Origin of the sequence: Geomonas sp., assembly GCF_035254065.1 — a bacterium.
In the GTDB taxonomy this organism is placed as follows: domain Bacteria; phylum Desulfobacterota; class Desulfuromonadia; order Geobacterales; family Geobacteraceae; genus Geomonas.
This window is the reverse complement of sequence record NZ_DATFBA010000280.1, coordinates 1-16,338: the sequence shown is the minus strand read 5'-3', so window position 1 is coordinate 16,338 and position 16,338 is coordinate 1. Positions and strand designations below refer to the sequence as shown.

The 16,338-nt window shown below is 62.1% G+C and carries 15 protein-coding genes and 1 pseudogene; 4 read left to right on the top strand and 12 right to left on the bottom strand.

Annotation, left to right across the window (positions count from 1 at the left end; all coding sequences use genetic code 11):
* Positions 1-55: 55 nt before the first annotated feature.
* The 3 genes from VJ604_RS12935 to VJ604_RS12925 form a co-directional block, all read right to left on the bottom strand.
* Complete coding sequence (locus VJ604_RS12935) at positions 56-1,120, bottom strand: 3-deoxy-7-phosphoheptulonate synthase (RefSeq protein WP_324083176.1); 1,065 nt, start codon at positions 1,118-1,120, stop codon at positions 56-58.
* A 164-nt stretch (positions 1,121-1,284) separates the two neighbouring features.
* Positions 1,285-1,893, bottom strand: a complete 609-nt coding sequence (locus VJ604_RS12930; RefSeq protein WP_324083148.1) for an isochorismatase family protein — start codon at positions 1,891-1,893, stop codon at positions 1,285-1,287.
* Between the two features lie 31 nt (positions 1,894-1,924).
* A complete protein-coding gene (locus VJ604_RS12925) occupies positions 1,925-3,352 on the bottom strand; it encodes a nicotinate phosphoribosyltransferase (protein WP_324083146.1) in 1,428 nt (475 codons plus the stop codon).
* A gap of 374 nt (positions 3,353-3,726) precedes the next feature.
* On the opposite strand from VJ604_RS12925, the gene VJ604_RS12920 reads away from it, so the two are divergent.
* Positions 3,727-4,572 (top strand): SDR family oxidoreductase, encoded by an 846-nt coding sequence (locus VJ604_RS12920; RefSeq protein ID WP_324083144.1) that lies wholly within the window; start codon positions 3,727-3,729, stop codon positions 4,570-4,572.
* 881 nt (positions 4,573-5,453) lie between these two features.
* Here VJ604_RS12920 and VJ604_RS12915 read toward each other — a convergent pair.
* Genes VJ604_RS12915 through VJ604_RS12900 form a run of 4 tightly spaced genes read right to left on the bottom strand, consistent with a single transcriptional unit; the run spans position 5,454 to position 9,253 of the window.
* Positions 5,454-6,725: a Ni/Fe hydrogenase subunit alpha gene (locus VJ604_RS12915; protein ID WP_324083142.1), complete on the bottom strand. Its 1,272-nt coding sequence runs from the start codon at positions 6,723-6,725 to the stop codon at positions 5,454-5,456.
* On the bottom strand, positions 6,709-7,467 hold the full coding sequence (locus VJ604_RS12910; RefSeq protein ID WP_324083140.1) for an NADH-quinone oxidoreductase subunit B family protein: 759 nt from the start codon (positions 7,465-7,467) through the stop codon (positions 6,709-6,711). The genes VJ604_RS12915 and VJ604_RS12910 overlap by 17 nt, the downstream gene beginning before the upstream one ends.
* Complete coding sequence (locus VJ604_RS12905; protein WP_324083138.1) at positions 7,464-8,294, bottom strand: FAD/NAD(P)-binding protein; 831 nt, start codon at positions 8,292-8,294, stop codon at positions 7,464-7,466. Before VJ604_RS12905 ends, VJ604_RS12910 begins: the two co-directional genes overlap by 4 nt.
* Entirely contained in the window at positions 8,291-9,253 is a 963-nt protein-coding gene (locus VJ604_RS12900) for a 4Fe-4S dicluster domain-containing protein (RefSeq protein WP_324083135.1), read from the bottom strand. The genes VJ604_RS12905 and VJ604_RS12900 overlap by 4 nt, the downstream gene beginning before the upstream one ends.
* A gap of 187 nt (positions 9,254-9,440) precedes the next feature.
* On the opposite strand from VJ604_RS12900, the gene VJ604_RS12895 reads away from it, so the two are divergent.
* The 3 genes from VJ604_RS12895 to VJ604_RS12885 all read left to right on the top strand — a co-directional run bounded on the left by VJ604_RS12895 (position 9,441) and on the right by VJ604_RS12885 (position 12,148).
* Positions 9,441-10,208, top strand: coding sequence for a tyrosine-protein phosphatase (locus VJ604_RS12895; protein WP_324083132.1), 768 nt, complete (start codon positions 9,441-9,443; stop codon positions 10,206-10,208).
* A gap of 95 nt (positions 10,209-10,303) precedes the next feature.
* Positions 10,304-10,894 (top strand): DUF502 domain-containing protein, encoded by a 591-nt coding sequence (locus VJ604_RS12890; protein WP_324083130.1) that lies wholly within the window; start codon positions 10,304-10,306, stop codon positions 10,892-10,894.
* A 291-nt stretch (positions 10,895-11,185) separates the two neighbouring features.
* Positions 11,186-12,148 carry a D-2-hydroxyacid dehydrogenase gene (locus VJ604_RS12885; protein ID WP_324083128.1) on the top strand — a complete coding sequence of 321 codons (963 nt, stop codon included), beginning with the start codon at positions 11,186-11,188 and terminating at the stop codon, positions 12,146-12,148.
* A gap of 400 nt (positions 12,149-12,548) precedes the next feature.
* Here the strand turns inward: VJ604_RS12885 and phoU are convergent, their stop codons facing one another.
* The 5 genes and pseudogenes from phoU to VJ604_RS12860 form a co-directional block, all read right to left on the bottom strand.
* Entirely contained in the window at positions 12,549-13,220 is a 672-nt protein-coding gene (gene phoU / locus VJ604_RS12880) for a phosphate signaling complex protein PhoU (RefSeq protein WP_324083127.1), read from the bottom strand.
* A 97-nt stretch (positions 13,221-13,317) separates the two neighbouring features.
* On the bottom strand, positions 13,318-14,076 hold the full coding sequence (gene pstB / locus VJ604_RS12875) for a phosphate ABC transporter ATP-binding protein PstB (RefSeq protein WP_324083174.1): 759 nt from the start codon (positions 14,074-14,076) through the stop codon (positions 13,318-13,320).
* 156 nt (positions 14,077-14,232) lie between these two features.
* The gene (gene pstA / locus VJ604_RS12870; RefSeq protein ID WP_324083125.1) at positions 14,233-15,075 is read right to left on the bottom strand and encodes a phosphate ABC transporter permease PstA; all 843 of its coding nucleotides are present in this window, start codon (positions 15,073-15,075) and stop codon (positions 14,233-14,235) included.
* Positions 15,072-16,025 carry a phosphate ABC transporter permease subunit PstC gene (pstC, locus tag VJ604_RS12865; RefSeq protein WP_414652433.1) on the bottom strand — a complete coding sequence of 318 codons (954 nt, stop codon included), beginning with the start codon at positions 16,023-16,025 and terminating at the stop codon, positions 15,072-15,074. Before pstC ends, pstA begins: the two co-directional genes overlap by 4 nt.
* 182 nt (positions 16,026-16,207) lie before the next feature.
* Positions 16,208-16,338, bottom strand: a pseudogene (locus VJ604_RS12860) (phosphate ABC transporter substrate-binding protein PstS); the annotation flags it as partial.

Genomic DNA, 16,338 nt, shown 5'->3' with positions numbered 1-16,338 from the left:
CTTTCGGGAGCCCCTTTTCGCGGTGTTCGGTCAGTATAGTGGAAATCGTGCCAGGTTACGAGAGTTTTCTCCCGCCACAGGCCTTCAGCCGGGCGTGCGCCTCGCGCAGCGCCTTCTCGGTGGTCTCCCAGCCGATGCAGCTGTCGGTGATGGAGACGCCGTAGGCGAGCTTGGAGAGGTCGTCGGTGAGCGGCTGGTTGCCGTCCTTCAGGTAGCTCTCGATCATCACCCCCGAGATGGAGCGGTTGCCGGCCTCGATCTGCTCGACCACGTTCATCAGGACAGCCGGCTGCTTGTCGTACTTCTTCTCGGAGTTGCCGTGGCTGCAGTCGACCATCACGGTGGGGGTGAGCCCTGCCTTGGTCAGCATCTCCTCCGCCTTGGCGATGTCCTCGGGGTAGTAGTTGGGCTTCTTGCCGCCGCGCAGCACCATGTGCACATCGGGGTTGCCGTTGGTCTGCACGATGGAGGTCAGCCCGTCCCTGTTGATACCGAGGAAGCTGTGCGGATGGAGAGCCGCCTTCATGGCGTCGATGGCGATCTGCAGATTGCCGTCGGTGCCGTTTTTGAAGCCGATCGGGAAGGAGAGGCCGCTGGCGAGTTCGCGGTGGGTCTGCGATTCGGTGGTCCTGGCGCCGATGGCGCCCCAGGAGAGGAGATCCGCCAGGTACTCGGGGGAGATCGGGTCGAGCATCTCGGTCGCCACCGGCAGCCCCATCTCGGTGATCTTGCACAAGAGGCCGCGGGCGATCCCCAACCCCTTGGAGATCAGGTGGGTGCCGTTCATGTCCGGGTCGTTGATGATCCCTTTCCACCCCACGGTGGTGCGCGGCTTCTCGAAGTAGACGCGCATGATCAGCAAGAGCTCGTCGGAGACCTCCTTGGAGAGCGCGGCCAGGCGCTCCGCATACTCCAGGGCACCCTTTGTATCGTGGATGGAGCAGGGTCCCACCACCACCATCAGCCTTCTGTCTTCACCCCTCAGGATCCGGTTGATCGCGGCGCGGCTGGCGGTGACGCAGGCGCCCGACTGCTCCGAAAAGGGAAACACCTGCCGAAGGTCGGTAGGCGCGATGATGGGAGTGATGCTCTTGATCTTCAGGTTGTTCGTCTTAGCTATCATGAAAGACTCCCGCTAGCGCTTTTTAATGTGCCGTAATCTAGCGCGTTTCGCCGGCGCTGTCAAAAAGAATTCCCGTTATCTGGTTGATTTTTGAGGGGAGCATATTTTTGTATGACCTTGTCGTATGGGGGGATGGGAGGCGGCCAGGAGGGGTGAGGGAATCAGGCGCTCTCCGTGATAAGGGAACCGCCGATCGATTCAAGGGTGGCCAGCTCTGCCCCTGCTTCGACCATTTCAGCGACGGCGCGCTCGGCGTCGCCAGGCTTCAGATCGACCCCGTGGATGGCGTCACTCAAGAGGGTTGCTTGCCATCCTTCTTTAAGTGCCTCAAGGACGCTGGCCTTCACGCAGTAATCGGTGGCGAGCCCCCCTACGTACAGCCTGATCACGCCCTTTTTGCGAAGGAGCTCGGAACAGGTCACGCCGTCGGCGGTCACACCCTGCAGCGCCGAGTAGCCCTCGTCCCAGCGGGTGATCCCCTTGGAGACCACGATGGTCTCCTCGGGCAGCAGCAGTTCCGGGTGGAACTTCGCTCCCTCGCTTTCCTGCACGCAGTGCGCGGGCCAGCCACCGCCGAATTCCTGGAAGTGGGTGCTGTCACGAGGGTGCCAGTCGCGGGAGGCGAAGATGGGGCACCCCCTGCGGGCGAACAGCTGGAGGTAGCGGTTGAGGACGGGAACCACCAGGTCGCCCTTGGGGACGGGGAGCGCGCCACCCGGGCAAAAATCCCGTTGCACATCGACCACCAGCAGTGCCGCTCTGCTTAGCATAGATGCCTCCTTACAAAAGTGCGCCGGGTGATCAGGCAAATTTCCCCTCTATCTCCGCCACCATCTTCAGCCTCAGCGCGTTCAGCTGGGGGCTGATGGAAACCTTGTAGATGTGCGGGTTGACGAGCCTCTGGCACCCTTCCGGGAGGCGGCGCAACTGGTCGGCGCACAAATCCGCCGCGCTTGCAAGTGGCGGGGAAGGGGCGCACCTGACGCCGTTTTCCATCACCAGGCTTCTTACCTCGAGGAAACGGGCGTCCGCCGGAATCCTCACGCGCTGCAGGGGATTGGCGGGATCGTAGACCATGCTCCCGGGAGCTATCTCCTCCCCCTCCAGGGTGATCACATCCTGGATGAAGACGCCATTGGGCGCCACTACCCTCAACACCCTCTTGCGGTCCGGCAGGGTCGCCTTGGAGAGATCGCTGGTTATCTTCAGCTTCGGCTGGTCTGCCACCTTGACCAGCTTGTACACCCCGCCCAGGGCGCCGCCTCCCTCTCCGGCACAGGTCGCCAGCCGGGTGCCGACCCCGTAGATGTCCACCCGCCCGCCTTCCGAGCGGATGGACTCGATCACGTGCTCGTCCAGCTCGTTGGAGGCGACGATCTTGACGGCAGGGAAGCCGGCCTGGTCGAAGGAAGCACGCACGTGCCGGGAAAGATAGGCGAGGTCGCCCGAGTCGATGCGCACTCCTGCCAGGGCATGCCCCTTCTCCCGCAGCTCGGCCGCCACCACCAGGGCGTTGGGGAGCCCGCTCTTCAGGGTGTCGTAGGTGTCGATCAACAACACGCAGCTGTCGGGGAACACCTCCGCGTATTTCCTGAAGGCGGTGAGTTCGTCGGGGAAGGACATGATCCAGCTGTGGGCATGGGTTCCCATCACCGGGATGCCGAAGGTCTTACCCGCCAGGACGTTGCTCGTGCTGCGTACCCCTCCGATGTAAGCGGCGCGCGCCTCCGAGAGCCCGCCATCCGGCCCTTGCGCCCGCCTGAGACCGAACTCCAGCACCGTCGCGCCGGCGGCGGCACCGTTTATCCGTGCCGCCTTGGTCGCCACCAGCGTCTGGAAGTTGACGATGTTCAGAAGCGCCGTCTCCACGAACTGCGCCTCGGCCAGTCCACCTTCCACGGTGATGAGCGGCTCACGTCCAAAGACCGCGGAGCCCTCGGCGGGAGCGGTGATGCTCCCCTGGAAACGGAAACCTTGCAGGTAGGAGAGAAACTCCGGCCGGAATATCTTCAGACCCTCCAGGTAGTTCAGGTCATCAGCGCTGAAGGAGAGCTCCTCCAGATAGGAGAGGGCGGTCTCCAGGCCGGCAAAGATGGCGTAACCGCCATTGTAGGGGTTGTGTCGGAAGAACAGGTCGAAGACCGCCGGCTGTTCGTGGATACCCTGTTCCAGGTAGCCGGCCAGCATGGTGAGTTCATAAAGGTCGGTCAGCAGCGGCGAGTACCGCATTTTTCCCCTCCGGTAGGCATAAGTTGTCCACTCCTCTCATGGGAGGGGCCCGTCTCGATGGTTAACTGTAGCACAGCTCACCATTTTCCGCTAACTACCACTCCCCCCGTCTCTGAGGGTAAGGGATGATTGAGCGGGGACGCTTTGCCGGGATGATACGCCCTCACCCGGCCTTCGGCCACCATCTCCCCTAAAGGGGCGAGGGTAAAAGGGGGGGCAGCGGACGATGATTGGTGGGTAGGAAGAGTAGACCTTCTGGGCCGGGGAGAGCGGGGACGCTGTTTTTGCTGGCGGCTCCACACGCTTTCTGGTAGAGAAATAGGAGGCCGCGCACCGTAAGGGTGCGGAAACATACGATGGAGAAAGGGTTAACGATGGGAAATCTGCTGATCATCGGCTGCGGCGCGATCGGGCGTCGTGTCGCTATGCTGGCCCTGGACAAGGGCGAAACGGTATCCACCTTCAACAGGGGGGAGGCCGGCCTGGGCGGCACTGAACACTTCACCGGGAATCTCGACGAGGTCGTCACCTTGAAGGCTCTTCCCACCCGGGGAGCGCAGGTGATCTACCTCGCGCCGCCTCCCGGGGGCGGTAACGAGGAGACCCGGGTTCGGAACTTCTGCAACTCCATATCCGCGGGTGAGGAGCCCGCCAAGATCGTCTACATCAGCACCACTGCCGTGTACGGGGATTGTGGCGGAGCCGTGGTCACCGAAGAGACCGAGCCCAATCCACAGACCAGCAGGGGGAAGAGGCGGCTGCACGGAGAGCACCTGTTCCTGGAATGGGGAAAGGCGCACGGCGTTCCGGTGGTGATCCTCAGGGTAACCGCCATCTATGCAGCGGACCGCCTCCCGGTCATGCAGTTGCGCGCGGGCCAACCGGTGCTCAGGCAGGAAGAGTCGCACCCCACCAATCGGATCCATGCCGACGACCTCTCCCGCATCTGCCTGGCGGCCTTGGAGAAGTGGAAAGACGGGGACATCTTCAACGTGAGCGACGGCGCCCCGACCACCATGACCGACTACTTCAACGCCGCGGCCGACAAGCTTGGTCTTCCGAGGCCGGCCCAGGTGACCATGGAGGAGGCGCGCCGGGTGATGACGCCGCTGATGATCTCGTATTTCTCCGAATCTCGCGTGGTCGATAACCGTAAGATGCTGCAAGAACTGGGGATCGAGCTGCTCTATCCCAACCTGGAAGCCGGCTTGAAAGGGTAATCGGTTCCCTCTGCAGGACGGTTGAAACGTAAAAAGGCCCCGACAGTTTGGTCGGGGCCTTTTTACGTGGCGTCGAGGCGGTGCCTATTTTTTGTGCAAAAAGCTAGACGACCCGAAAGTGTCGCTGACGCGACAGTCGGACGGGCCCTTTCCCACAGACTTTTCCACAGCTTTTGTGGAAGAAAGGAAACGCTGACTCTCGGTTGTCTGAAGGCGGCTCGTGAGAGTGAAAAAGACAAAAGATCGGCTAGTTATGATGCGGTGCCGATTTGCTGGAAGGAAGTGTGCTCCACAATAAGAAAGGTCCATGGATTGCTCATGGACCTTTTTGTTGCATTGGCGCTGTCAGGACACTTTCTACCAATCCGTCGGTTGAAACCTCCCGGAGGTCGAACTGCCCGCCCGTTGTCGGCCGCGCAGCTGATTGGTTCCGGTTCGGTTCCCCTTTTTCAAGTGGTGGTGAGACCACCTGGCGGATGAGATAAGTCGCTTTCAGCGTTGTCCGGCAGGGCGCCAATAGTGCCCCGGAATGTCGAGCGTTTGACTGGATTACTGACCGGCGTCGCAACATGTCCCGGTAAGTCGCTTCAGGCTTCCCTCTGCCAGCGTTGAGGGCTTGCACACCACGACTGAAACCGGAGAGCTTAGTTTGAGAGGTAGTCAGGGACCGCAAACGCTTTGGCTTGTCAATTCCGGAGCCCGCGCATTGTCATGCGCTACAGTGCAATATTCTATCAATGGCCGATTTCCTGTCAACGTCCGCTGAAAATTTTTTTTGAGAGAAAAGCACGCTACATTAAACATTTAATGAGATTGCCGGGGCTCGCAGAGGTGGAGATACGGTGGGTTGTGAGGAAGTTGGTGATCTGTGACAAAAGGGGCTACAGCTCTATGAGATGAACTGAGCAGGAGATGCAGGGATCGTAGCAGCGGACCAGGTGCTCGAGGCTCTTTCGCAGCTCAGCCTCGGTGCACCCCTCGATGCCGCGGGCCAGCGCGAGCAGGTCCCGCGCCAGCGCTCCCTGGTTGAGAGAGGTCGGGGTGATCACGTCCGCCTCGGTGCAGCGGCCATCCTGGTCGAAGCCGTAGCTGTGGATCAGTACCCCGCGCGGGGCTTCGCTGGCGGCACTACCTTTGCCGGCCGAGGGGGTGATTTCGACGGTCCCCTCACCCTCGCTGCCCAGCTCGAGCAGGAGGTCGATCACTTGCAGGGCGCGCTCGGCGGCTTGGCTGAGTTCTATCGCCTGGGCCAGCACATTGCCGCGGATGTCGCATCCGATCAGATCGGCCCTCACCTCGGTGAAGACGGTCCCTGTCTCGGCGCCGAGCACAGCTCCCAGATTGAGCCGTGACAGAGCGCCCACCGTCGGCTCTTCTCCGTCCACCCGCGCATGCTTGGCGTACGAATAGGGGAGCACCGTCTCCACGACATGGTCGCGGTACTCCTCGATGGCGAATGGCGAGCCGGTCGAGCTTCGAAGCAGCTCACCGGAGATAGGAGAGGGAGAGGGATGCAGCGCGAGGTACGCCGGCTCGGGGAGCGGCGGGAAGGGGACGGGTGACCTGAATAGCTGGTAACTTTGCCGGCACTCGGGGAGGATGGCGAGTAGTTCGTCCTTTAGACGCAGCAGCGCGTCCTTGCCGACCCTTTGCCCCAAGCCCCCCACGGTGATATTCACCGGGTGGATCAGCCTGCCGCCCACCGTCTCCTGGATCAGGTTCCCCACCCGCTTGATGCGCAGGCCGCTTCTCACCGTTTCCGGAGCCCGGGCGACCAGCCCGCTGACCCCGCGCTCCCCCATCAGGTCCGGGAGCAGCAAAAAGTAGAGGTGGAGGGCGTGGTCCTGCAGCATCCCCCCGGCGGTGATCAGCTCGCGGGTCAGCCTGGTCAGCTCCGATACCTCGATCCCCAACGCCCTTTCCACCGCAGTGAGGGCGGTCACCTTGTGGACGGTGGAGCAGAGCGAGCAGATGCGGCAGACGATGTCCGGGACCTCGCGGTACCCTTTACCGATCAGTAACGCCTCGAAGAGCCGCGGCGAATCGGTGAGGCGGAGTTCGACCCGTTCGGCCCTGTGGCCGTCCAGGAAGACCTTGAGGCTCCCGTGCCCCTCCACCCTCGTTAACGGTTTTATCTCAACGACGCTGCCCATAGTTCCACTCCGGAGTAAAGCGGCTCAACCTCCGCTCGATCTCGTCGCGACCGAAGTTCCGCTCCAGGAGGAGCTCCAGTTCCTGGGCGACGTTGGCCTCCCGCACCGGGCCGCGGCATCCTTCGCAGGCGATGCCGGTGGCGGGACAGCGCGCATTGCACCCCCCCTGGATGACCGGGCCCAGGCAAAACTGATTCCTCTCCAAAAGCAGGCAGAGATTCTCCCTGCTGCGGCACTCCGTGCAGACCGGATAACACGGGGCAGGGGGGAGGGTGCCGGCGAGCAGCGCCCCGAGTAGGGCGAGGAGGTCCGGCTTCTCGGGGGGGCAGCCGGTGATGGCGAAATCGACGCTGACGAACTTCTCGAACGGGCCGGGCTGGAAGGAGGAGATTTCGCTCGCCGATCTTCCGTACACCCTGGCGAGCATCTCGGCGCGGTCCGCGCTGGCGTTGTTCATGGCGGCCACCCCGCCGAAGAGGGCGCAGGTCCCGAAGGCGACCAGCAGCCGGCTGGTGTTCCTCAGCTTGAACAGGAGGGCGTGGTCCTCCGGTGTGGAAACGGCCCCCTCCACGATGGCGGCGTCGTAGAGCCCCTCCGGTTCTGCTATGCTCTCTCCCATCGGGAAGTAGTCGATGGCGAACTTGCCGGCGATGAGGGGGAGTTCCTCCTCGCAGTTCATGAGGGTCAATTGACAGCCGGAGCAGGCGGTGAGTCCGGCTATGGCGAGCCTCGGCCTGTTCATAACGCCTCCGGTATCCCTTTCAGATCGCTCAGCCGGAATACCGGGCCATCGGTGCAGCAGAGCTTCTGGCCGATCGCGCAGTGGCAACAGCGTCCCACCCCGCAGCGCATCCGCCGCTCCAGGCTGACCAGGATCCGCTCCGGGGGGAGACCAGCCTCCTCCAGCTCCTGCATGAGGCATCGGTACATGGGAGGTGGGCCGCAGACCGCGGCGTAGCTTCGCCCGGCATCGAAGCTGAACCCCTTCAGGAGGTCGGGGAGGAGACCGACGGTGCAGCTGAAGTTCCCGGTGGGGAGCTCCGGCGCGAAGTCGACCGTCAAAAACAGCCGCAGCGCGCTCTTGCCGGCCAGCTCTGCCAGCTCTTCGCGAAAGAGCATCAGCTTGGGCTGGCGCGCTCCGTACATCAGGGTGACCTGCCCGAACTGTTCCTGGTGCCTCAAAAGGTGGAAAAGGAGCGAGCGAAGGGGCGCGATTCCCAGTCCTCCGGCCAGCAGCAGGACGGGACGTCCCGCCATCTCCTCGATGGGAAAGCCGGTCCCGAAGGGGCCGCGGATGCCGAGCCGGGTTCCGGTTCTTGCACTATGCAGGAGCTCCGTCACGTGTCCCACCCGGCGGACGCAGAGGTCCAGTTTCCCTCCTGCGGTGGGGACGTCGGCGGGAGAGATGGGGACCTCCCCCCCACCAGGGACGGAAAGCTGGACGAACTGACCTGGAATGAAGGCGGAGAGCGCCTGGGAAGCCCCCTCCTCGAGCTGGATGGAGAAGAGGGCGGTATCAGGCGAGAGCTCCCGCTTGTCGGTAAGGGTGGCCGCCAGGGGGGCATTCATGGCAGGATCTCCCCGGTCACGATGAGCTCCCGCAGGTCGATGTCAACCGGACAGGCTTGGCGGCAGCGGCCACAGCCGACGCAGGACGAGATCCCCTCAAGCGGCGAGAACCCGCAGTACTTGTGGAGGAAGCGGTAGCGAAAGCGCTCCAGTCTGCTGGCGCGGAAGTTCCCTCCGGCAACCTCCCCGTGAGTAACAAAGAGACAGTTGTCCCACTCCCTCAAACGGTACCCCCCTCCGGCGAGAGAGGGGTACTCCCTGACATCGAAGCAGTAGCAGGTCGGACAACAGACCGAGCAGGCACCGCAGGAGACGCAGCGCTCGGCAAAATCCTCCCACAGCGGGTTGTCCGAGAATCGGAGTTGCGGGTCTTGAGGGGGGATGGGGCAAGGAAGATCGCGGTGGTCTGCCTCTGCCGGGGAGGGAAGGATCAGCGGGCTCGCGGCATCCAGGATTTCACGGCCGCGCTTGCTGAAGGCGCTGATTTCGAAGCCTCTTTCGGCTGTGGAGAAGAAGAGGTCGCATCGGCCGCCGCGGACTGGTTCGGTGCAGAAGCAGAAATCGTCGGGCCTGCAGGAGATGCCGATCAGGGTGAGGGCGGAGCGCCTGCGGGCGTAGGCAGGATCGTCTTCAAGGCCCAGGAAAACGAGGTCGAGGTAGGCGATGCCCGCGAGGTCGCAGGGGTGGACACCGAAGAGGACGATGTCGGGAGGTTCGGTGGCCGCGGTGCGGTAGCCGGCATCATCGTAGAAGAGGATCTTCTCCCTGAAGGGGAGCAGGTATTTCTTGGGAGGGATCTGCGTCCTTTGGTGGTCGAGGCATAGGTCAGACGTGGAAACGATGGGCGCGAAGGCGGTCACCCCCTGCTCGTTGACAGTAGGGCCGTGCAGCTCACCAAACGGGCGAAGCGTCTCCAGGAAATCGGATAGCAGGGCATCTTTGAGAAATCCCTTTTCCACTGCGGCACCTCGTGACGATGATTCATTGTACCTGCGGTGCCGCAGATGGCAACCTGACTGGAGAAAGCTGGCATCTCCCAGACTGAGCACTGATTCAGCTGTTCGGCTTTGTACATGCCGCTTTGACTTGTTATCGATAAAATGATAGGACTGACATTCCCCCATTAATCCTTTGACAGAGACCGGTATGAAAAAAGCATTCGTCGATTACCACTGCCACCTGCTTCCCTCCCTGGATGACGGCTCGACAGATCCTCAGGAGTCCGTAGCGATGGCACGCATCCTGGCCAGGTCCGGTTTTGACGTGGTGCATTGTACTCCGCACAGGATAAAGGGGTGTTACGAGAACGAGCCGGAAAAGGTCCGGCAGGCCACCCGCCTGCTGCAGCGTCTGGTTCATGAGGAGGGGATCGATCTCTCCCTGGTTGCGGGGACCGAGCATTACCTCGACGAGTTCCTGGTCGATCAGCTGCCCGGCGCGCTGACCACCGGCGTCTCCCGTCATCTCCTGGTGGAGGCTCCCTTCCGCTCCGCGCCGGAGCTGGTCAGCGCCATGGTGTTCGGCCTCATCAACCGCGGCATGAGCCCCCTGATCGCGCACCCGGAGAGGTGCAACGTCTTCGATCCAGGTCCCGCTACCGGCAGCCGCGGGGCATTTTCCTTCCTGAGGGGGAAGCCGAAGAAGCACGATTTGAGCGGGTCGCTGATAGTGGGACTGTGTGAGGCGGGATGCCGCTATCAGGGAAATCTCGGCAGCTTCGCCGGCATCTACGGCAGCGAGATCAAGGAGCGGGCCATCGTCTTTCTGAAGGAGGGGATCTACTCCTGCGTGGGGAGCGACGCCCACCGCCCTGATCATCTTGCCCGTTATCTGTCGGAGGGGATGGAGACCGTGGTCGCCACGGTGGGGGAGGAGGCCGCTTTCGAGCTGTTCTCGGCCCAGGCACTCAGGTAAAGCCGTTGGGGTGGTCGATGCGGTTCCAGCTGTAAAATCGTTGACTTTGGCCCTGCCCTGATGCATAACGCATTCGATACCCAGAGGAGGCGTCGATGGAACGGTTGGTCAGGCACGTAAAGGGCAAAGTCATTACCGGCCTCTTCGTGGTGGTGCCGCTCGGCATCACCATCTTCATTCTCAAGTTTCTCTTCAACTTCGCCGACGGCATTCTCGGCGCCTACCTGGACTCGCTGTTCAGCTTCTTCATCCACCGGGACTACCATATCCCGGGGCTCGGCATGCTGACCGGGTTCCTGGTGATCTATCTCTCCGGCGTGCTGGCCACCAACGTGATGGGGACTCGCATCCTCAAGTGGGCCGACGAACAGCTCTCCCGTATTCCCTTGGTCAAGTCGATCTACTCCTCCAGCAAGCAGCTGACCCAGGTCTTCCGGGAAGGGAAGACCTCGTACCGGCGCGCCGTCTTCGTCGAATGGCCGAGGGGCGGCGTACGGGCCATCGGCTTCGTCACCGGAGAGGTGGTGCGCGATGGCGAAAAACTGATCGTCGTCTACGTCCCCACCATGCCCAATCCCACTTCCGGCTTCGCCCTTTTCTTCAGGGAATCGGAGGTGCATGAGAGCGGCATGACCGTTGAAGAAGCGGTCAAATTCGTGGTTTCCGGCGGAGCCGTGGTGCACTGAAGCGATGCTTATGGTAGGGGACCCCGTGTGGGTCCAGTGTTGTCCGGTTTGTTTCTTGCTTTACCGGTCAAAATCGCCGTTCACCCTGAGCTTGTCGAAGGGCGTGGCAACCTTTACGGCTACAAAGACGGGGAAAGTTGGTGCTGATGCTTCGACAGGCTCAGCACGAACGGCCCAACCAGGTCACATCTGGTAACCATAATCCCTTACCGTGTGGGTCACCTTACTGCTTGCCAAGGGCAGGGCGGCGCATGGGGCCGCCCCTACGACGATTCCGGAGTCAACTTGAATATGAAGATCGTGGTACTCGATGGCTTTACCTTGAATCCGGGAGATAACCCGTGGGATGCTGTCGGCCGGCATGGCGAGCTGACCGTGCACGACCGGACGCCGGATGAGCTGGTGTTGGAACGTTGCGCCGGGGCCGAGATCGTGCTGACCAACAAGACGAAGCTCTCCGCTCAGACCCTGGCTGCTCTGCCTCAGCTGAGGCTGATCTGCGTGCTGGCGACCGGCTATAACGTGGTGGACGTGGAGAAGGCGGCGCAACTCGGCATCCCGGTCTGCAACGTTCCGGAGTACGGCAGCGACTCGGTGGCGCAGCACGCCACGGCTTTGCTGCTGGAACTCACCAACATGGTCGGCTGCTATGATCAGGCGGTCAAACGCGGCGATTGGAGCCGTTCCCGGGACTTCACTTTCGTGGCAGATCCGCTGACCGAACTGGCCGGCAAGGTTATGGGGATCGTGGGGCTGGGCCACATCGGGGCGAGGGTGGCCCGCATCGCCCACGCCCTCGGCATGGAGATCGTCGCCTACAACCCTACCCATCGGGTCGCTCCCGAAGGGCTCCCGGTGGAGTGGCTCTCCCTCGACGAGCTCTTCCGAAGGGCGGACGTCATCAGCCTGCACTGCCCGCTGACCACCCAGAACCAAGGACTGGTGAACAGGGAGCGGTTGGCGCTGATGAAGCCGCACTCCTTCATCATCAACACCTCGCGCGGCGGGCTCGTGAACGAGCAGGACCTCGCCGATGCCCTCAACAGCGGCGCCCTCGCCGGTGCAGCGGTCGACGTGGCCGCCCATGAGCCCATTCCCTCCGACAGCCCGCTCATCACCGCAAAAAACTGTCTCATCACGCCGCACATCGCTTGGGCGACCTTGGCTGCCAGACGCAGGCTGATGGCGACCACGGCCGAGAACATTGCCGCCTTCCTGGCCGGGAAACCTCAAAACGTGGTAAACGCAGTGTGAAGCAGTACGGTGAAGTTGGGCTAATGCTTCACCAGAGCTTTAGATACCTGTAACGAAGTCGTAATACTTGCGCGCTATCTTTCTCCCATATAAAAGAGAAAAGGAGAAAGATATGACGACGATGACTTTAGGTGACTTCTATGTTTGGTACTGCGAGTGGTGTGACTCCAGGAATCTGACCCCCTGGGTCAAGACGGGTGGAGGGACAGTTTGCTGCGGAGGGTGCCATAAAGAGTTCTCAGTGGCGGGCGCTGCATAGCGTTTCTACAAGAGCAAATCCCCCCTGTCCCCCCTTTAACAAGGGGGGGACCTGAGAATGGGAGATGATAAGTAATGCGGAAAAAGAAAGGGGCGCATCCTTGGCGGGTGCGCCCCTTTCTGCTTGTGACGGCGGGAAGGATCAGGCGATGGTGTGGCGGATGTCCTTTCCCTTCACCATGAAGATGACCATCTCGGCCACGTTGGTTGCGTGGTCGGCGATCCGCTCCAGGCACTTGGAGATGTAGTTGACCTTGATGGCGCGGGCGATGGTGGTCGGGTCGCCCATCATGAAGGTCAAAAGCTCGCGTTGGATCTGCTCGTTCAGGTCGTCCACCACCTGGTCGTCTTGGCAGACCTTCATCGCCAGGTTCTCGTCGCCCCGCACGAAGGCATCCAGCGCCTGCTTGACCATGTCCGAGGCGGCCTGCGCCATCCGGGGGAGGTCGATGTACGGCTTGAGGTTCGGTTCCTGGTTCAATTCCCTCACCCGCTTGGCGATGTTTGCGCACTGGTCGCCGATTCGCTCCAGGTCGGTGACGATCTTTAGCGCCAGGGTGATGAAGCGGAGGTCCCGCGCCGCAGGCTGCCGGCGGGCCAGCACCTCCAGGCATTTCTCGTCGATCTCCATCTCCAGGTGATTTATCTCGTGGTCGAAGGCGATGGTCTTCTGCGCCAGTTCGGAATCTCTATCCACCAGGGACTGCATGGCATTGGCAATCATCGCCTCCACCTTCCCCCCCATCTCCAGGAGTTTTTCCCGTATCTCGTTGAGTTCGTTGTCGAACTGTTTGCTGAAGTGTTCTCTCTCCATTAAAACGTCTCCCGGAATCATCCAGTAATTATTACTGACTACTTATTAACCGATAAGGTTGGATTGGCAAGCGAAACCGTGCCTTTTCATTCCCTTGCTAGCCGAAACGCCCGGTGATGTAATCCTCGGTCTGTTTCTGCTCCGGCTTGGTGAAGATCTTTTTGGTCTCGCCGCACTCGATCAGGTCGCCCATGTAGAGGAAGGCGGTGTAGTCGGAGACGCGGGCCGCCTGCTGCATGTTGTGGGTGACGATGATGATCGTGTAGCGCTCCTTTAGTTCCTCGATCAGTTCCTCGATCTTCAGGGTCGAGATCGGGTCGAGGGCGGAGGCTGGTTCGTCCATCAGGATGACCTCGGGCTTGACTGCGATGGTGCGCGCGATGCAGAGACGCTGCTGCTGGCCGCCGGAGAGGTTCATGGCGTTGGTCTTCAGGCGGTCCTTCACCTCGTCCCACAGTGCCACCCGTTTCAGGCTGGTCGCCACGATCTCGTCCGCCTCGGCTCTGTTCATGCGCCCGTTCAGCTTGTAGCCGGCGATGACGTTGTCGTAGATGGACATGGCGGGGAAGGGGTTGGGCTTCTGAAAGACCATGCCCACCCGCCGCCTGATGGAGACCGGGTCCACACCCCTGTCGTAGATGTCGCCGCCGTCCAGGAGGATCTTGCCGCTCACCCGGGCGGAGGGGACCAGGTCGTGCATCCTGTTGATGGATCGGAGCAGGGTGGACTTGCCGCAGCCGGAAGGGCCGATGATGGCGGTCACGCTGTGCTCGGGGAAATCGATGTTGATGTCCTTCACGGCGTGGGTCTTGCCGAAGTGGATGTTCACGTCCTCCAACTGTACCTTGATGGACAGCGGAGCGCTTTCAGCCTTGAGTTTCACGTTGGTGTAAGCCATTGTTTTCGCCTTATAGGTGATCGCTTGCGCCGTATCGATGGCGACGAGCTTTGGTACGGTGGCATCATCTCCCACCAGTCTTCTGCAAGGTAGGGAGTCGCCCCCCTGTCTTTCTTAGCCGCTGTGTCTTCCCCTGCTGAAGTAGCGGGCGGTGAGGCTCAGCGTGAACATGACGGTGACCAGGACCAGTGCCCCCGCCCAGGCCAGCCGGTGCCAGTCTTCATAGGGGGAGATGGCGAAGTTGAAGATCTGCAGCGGTATGGCGGCCATGGGCTCGGTGACCTTCTTGGTCCAGAACTGGTTGCCCAGCGCGGTGAACAGCAGCGGCGCGGTTTCCCCTGCCACCCTGGCGATGGCCAGCAGGATGCCGGTGGTGACCCCGGACATGGCGCTCCTCAGAGTGACCTTGAGGCTGGTGCGCCAGAAAGGAACCCCGAGGGCCAGCGAGGCCTCGCGCAGGGTTCCGGGTACCATCTTCAGCTGCTCCTCGGTGGTGCGCAGCACGATGGGGATCATGATCAGGGCGAGCGCCACTGCGCCGGCCAGCGCCGAGAACCCCTTCAGGGGCACCACCAGCAGCGCGTAGGCGACCAGGCCGGTGATGATGGAGGGGGTCCCCGAGAGGACGTCGGCCGCGAAGCGGACCGTGGTGGAGACCTTGCTGCCGCCGTACTCGACCAGGTAGATGGCGCCGAAGATGCCGATGGGGAGGCCGATGAGCGAGGCCATGGCGATCATCACCAGGGAGCCCACCATGCCGTTGGCCATGCCGCCGCCCACCTCGCCCGGAGGCTTGGGGATCTCCCGGAAGAAGTCGAGGTTCACCGAGCTGATCCCCATCTTCACGATGTGGAAGAAGATGAGCCCCAGCGGGATGAGGACGGCGGCGGTTGCCGCGAACATCAGAAAGGTCGCCAGGTGGTTCTTCAGCTTGCGGAACGCTACGCTCTGCATCATGCCGCACCTCCCGGCCCTTTGGAGACGCTCCAGATCAATAGCCTCGCCAGTGCGTTGATGATCAGGGTGACGATCAGCAGGATCAGGCCGATCTCCATGAGCGCCGAGCTGTGCAGCTTGGTGGTCGCCTCCGCGAACTCGTTGGCGATCACGCTCGGCATGGTGTAGGCCGGGGCGAGCAGCGACAGGGATATCTTGGGAGCGTTGCCGATCACCATGGTGACCGCCATGGTCTCCCCGACCGCGCGACCGAGCCCCAGGATGGCGGCGCCCAGGATGCCGGACTTGCCGTAGGGGAGGATGGCCGTCCTGATGGTCTCCCAGCGGGTGGCGCCCAGGGCGATGGCAGCTTCCTTCTGGTTTTGCGGCACGGCCAGCAGCACTTCCTTGGTGATGGAGGTGATGATGGGAACCACCATGATCATCAGGATGAAGATGGCCGCCAGCATGCTGACGCCATAGGGCGCACCCTGGAAGAGGGGGATGAACCCCAGGTGTTCGATGAGCCACGGCTCGACGGTGGACTGCAGCCAGGGGGCCATGACCAGCACCCCCCACAGGCCGTAGATGACCGAGGGGATGGCGGCCAGGAGCTCCACCAGCGGCGCGATGATGGCGCCCCATCTCTTGGGGCAGATCTCGGTGATGAAGAGGGCGGCGCCGATGCTGAGCGGCGTGGCCAAAAGCAGGGCAAAGACCGAGGAGACCACCGAGCCGTAGATGTAGGGAAGGGCCCCGAAGACTCCTCCCACCGCGTCCCACTCGCTGGTTGTGACGAACTTCCAGCCGAACGTCTCAAGCGCAGGGAGGCTCTGCCTGGCCATCTCGAACAGCATGAGAGCCAAAATGGCCAGGATGCTGAGGGCGAAGAGGGCGGTGACCCACCTGAAGATCAGGTCGCCGTTGATTCTCTTCTCCCGCTGGATCGGTTTGGCGTTTTTGGTAAGCAAAGTACTCTCCGTGGGCGGAGCGGACAGGGTCGAGGTACTGGCGTGTTGCATAACGGGTCTCGTGGCACGAGGGTTCCGCCGCCGGCGGAGCCTCGATAGGTCTAGGGTTATGTCATAACAAAAGCCTGGCCGGCGTCGATTCCCCGTGGGAGGTCGGACACCGGCCAGGCGGTTTTCCTGCCTTAGCGGATGGTCTTGACGGTCTTCTCCAGCATCTTCACCACGTTGGCCGGCAGCGGCGCGTAGAGCAGCTGGCTCGCCATCTTCTGGCCATGCTTCAGTTCCCACTCCAGGAACTCGACCAGCTTCTTCC

Excerpts from the sequence above, each read along its gene's own strand:
- VJ604_RS12930 (WP_324083148.1), bottom strand. The coding sequence starts at position 1,893 with ATGCTAAGCAGAGCGGCACTGCTGGTGGTCGATGTGCAACGGGATTTT.
- VJ604_RS12925 (WP_324083146.1), bottom strand. The coding sequence starts at position 3,352 with ATGCGGTACTCGCCGCTGCTGACCGACCTTTATGAACTCACCATGCTG.
- VJ604_RS12920 (WP_324083144.1), top strand. The coding sequence starts at position 3,727 with ATGGGAAATCTGCTGATCATCGGCTGCGGCGCGATCGGGCGTCGTGTC.
- VJ604_RS12915 (WP_324083142.1), bottom strand. The coding sequence starts at position 6,725 with ATGGGCAGCGTCGTTGAGATAAAACCGTTAACGAGGGTGGAGGGGCAC.
- VJ604_RS12910 (WP_324083140.1), bottom strand. The coding sequence starts at position 7,467 with ATGAACAGGCCGAGGCTCGCCATAGCCGGACTCACCGCCTGCTCCGGC.
- VJ604_RS12905 (WP_324083138.1), bottom strand. The coding sequence starts at position 8,294 with ATGAATGCCCCCCTGGCGGCCACCCTTACCGACAAGCGGGAGCTCTCG.
- VJ604_RS12895 (WP_324083132.1), top strand. The coding sequence starts at position 9,441 with ATGAAAAAAGCATTCGTCGATTACCACTGCCACCTGCTTCCCTCCCTG.
- VJ604_RS12890 (WP_324083130.1), top strand. The coding sequence starts at position 10,304 with ATGGAACGGTTGGTCAGGCACGTAAAGGGCAAAGTCATTACCGGCCTC.
- VJ604_RS12885 (WP_324083128.1), top strand. The coding sequence starts at position 11,186 with ATGAAGATCGTGGTACTCGATGGCTTTACCTTGAATCCGGGAGATAAC.
- phoU (WP_324083127.1), bottom strand. The coding sequence starts at position 13,220 with ATGGAGAGAGAACACTTCAGCAAACAGTTCGACAACGAACTCAACGAG.
- pstA (WP_324083125.1), bottom strand. The coding sequence starts at position 15,075 with ATGATGCAGAGCGTAGCGTTCCGCAAGCTGAAGAACCACCTGGCGACC.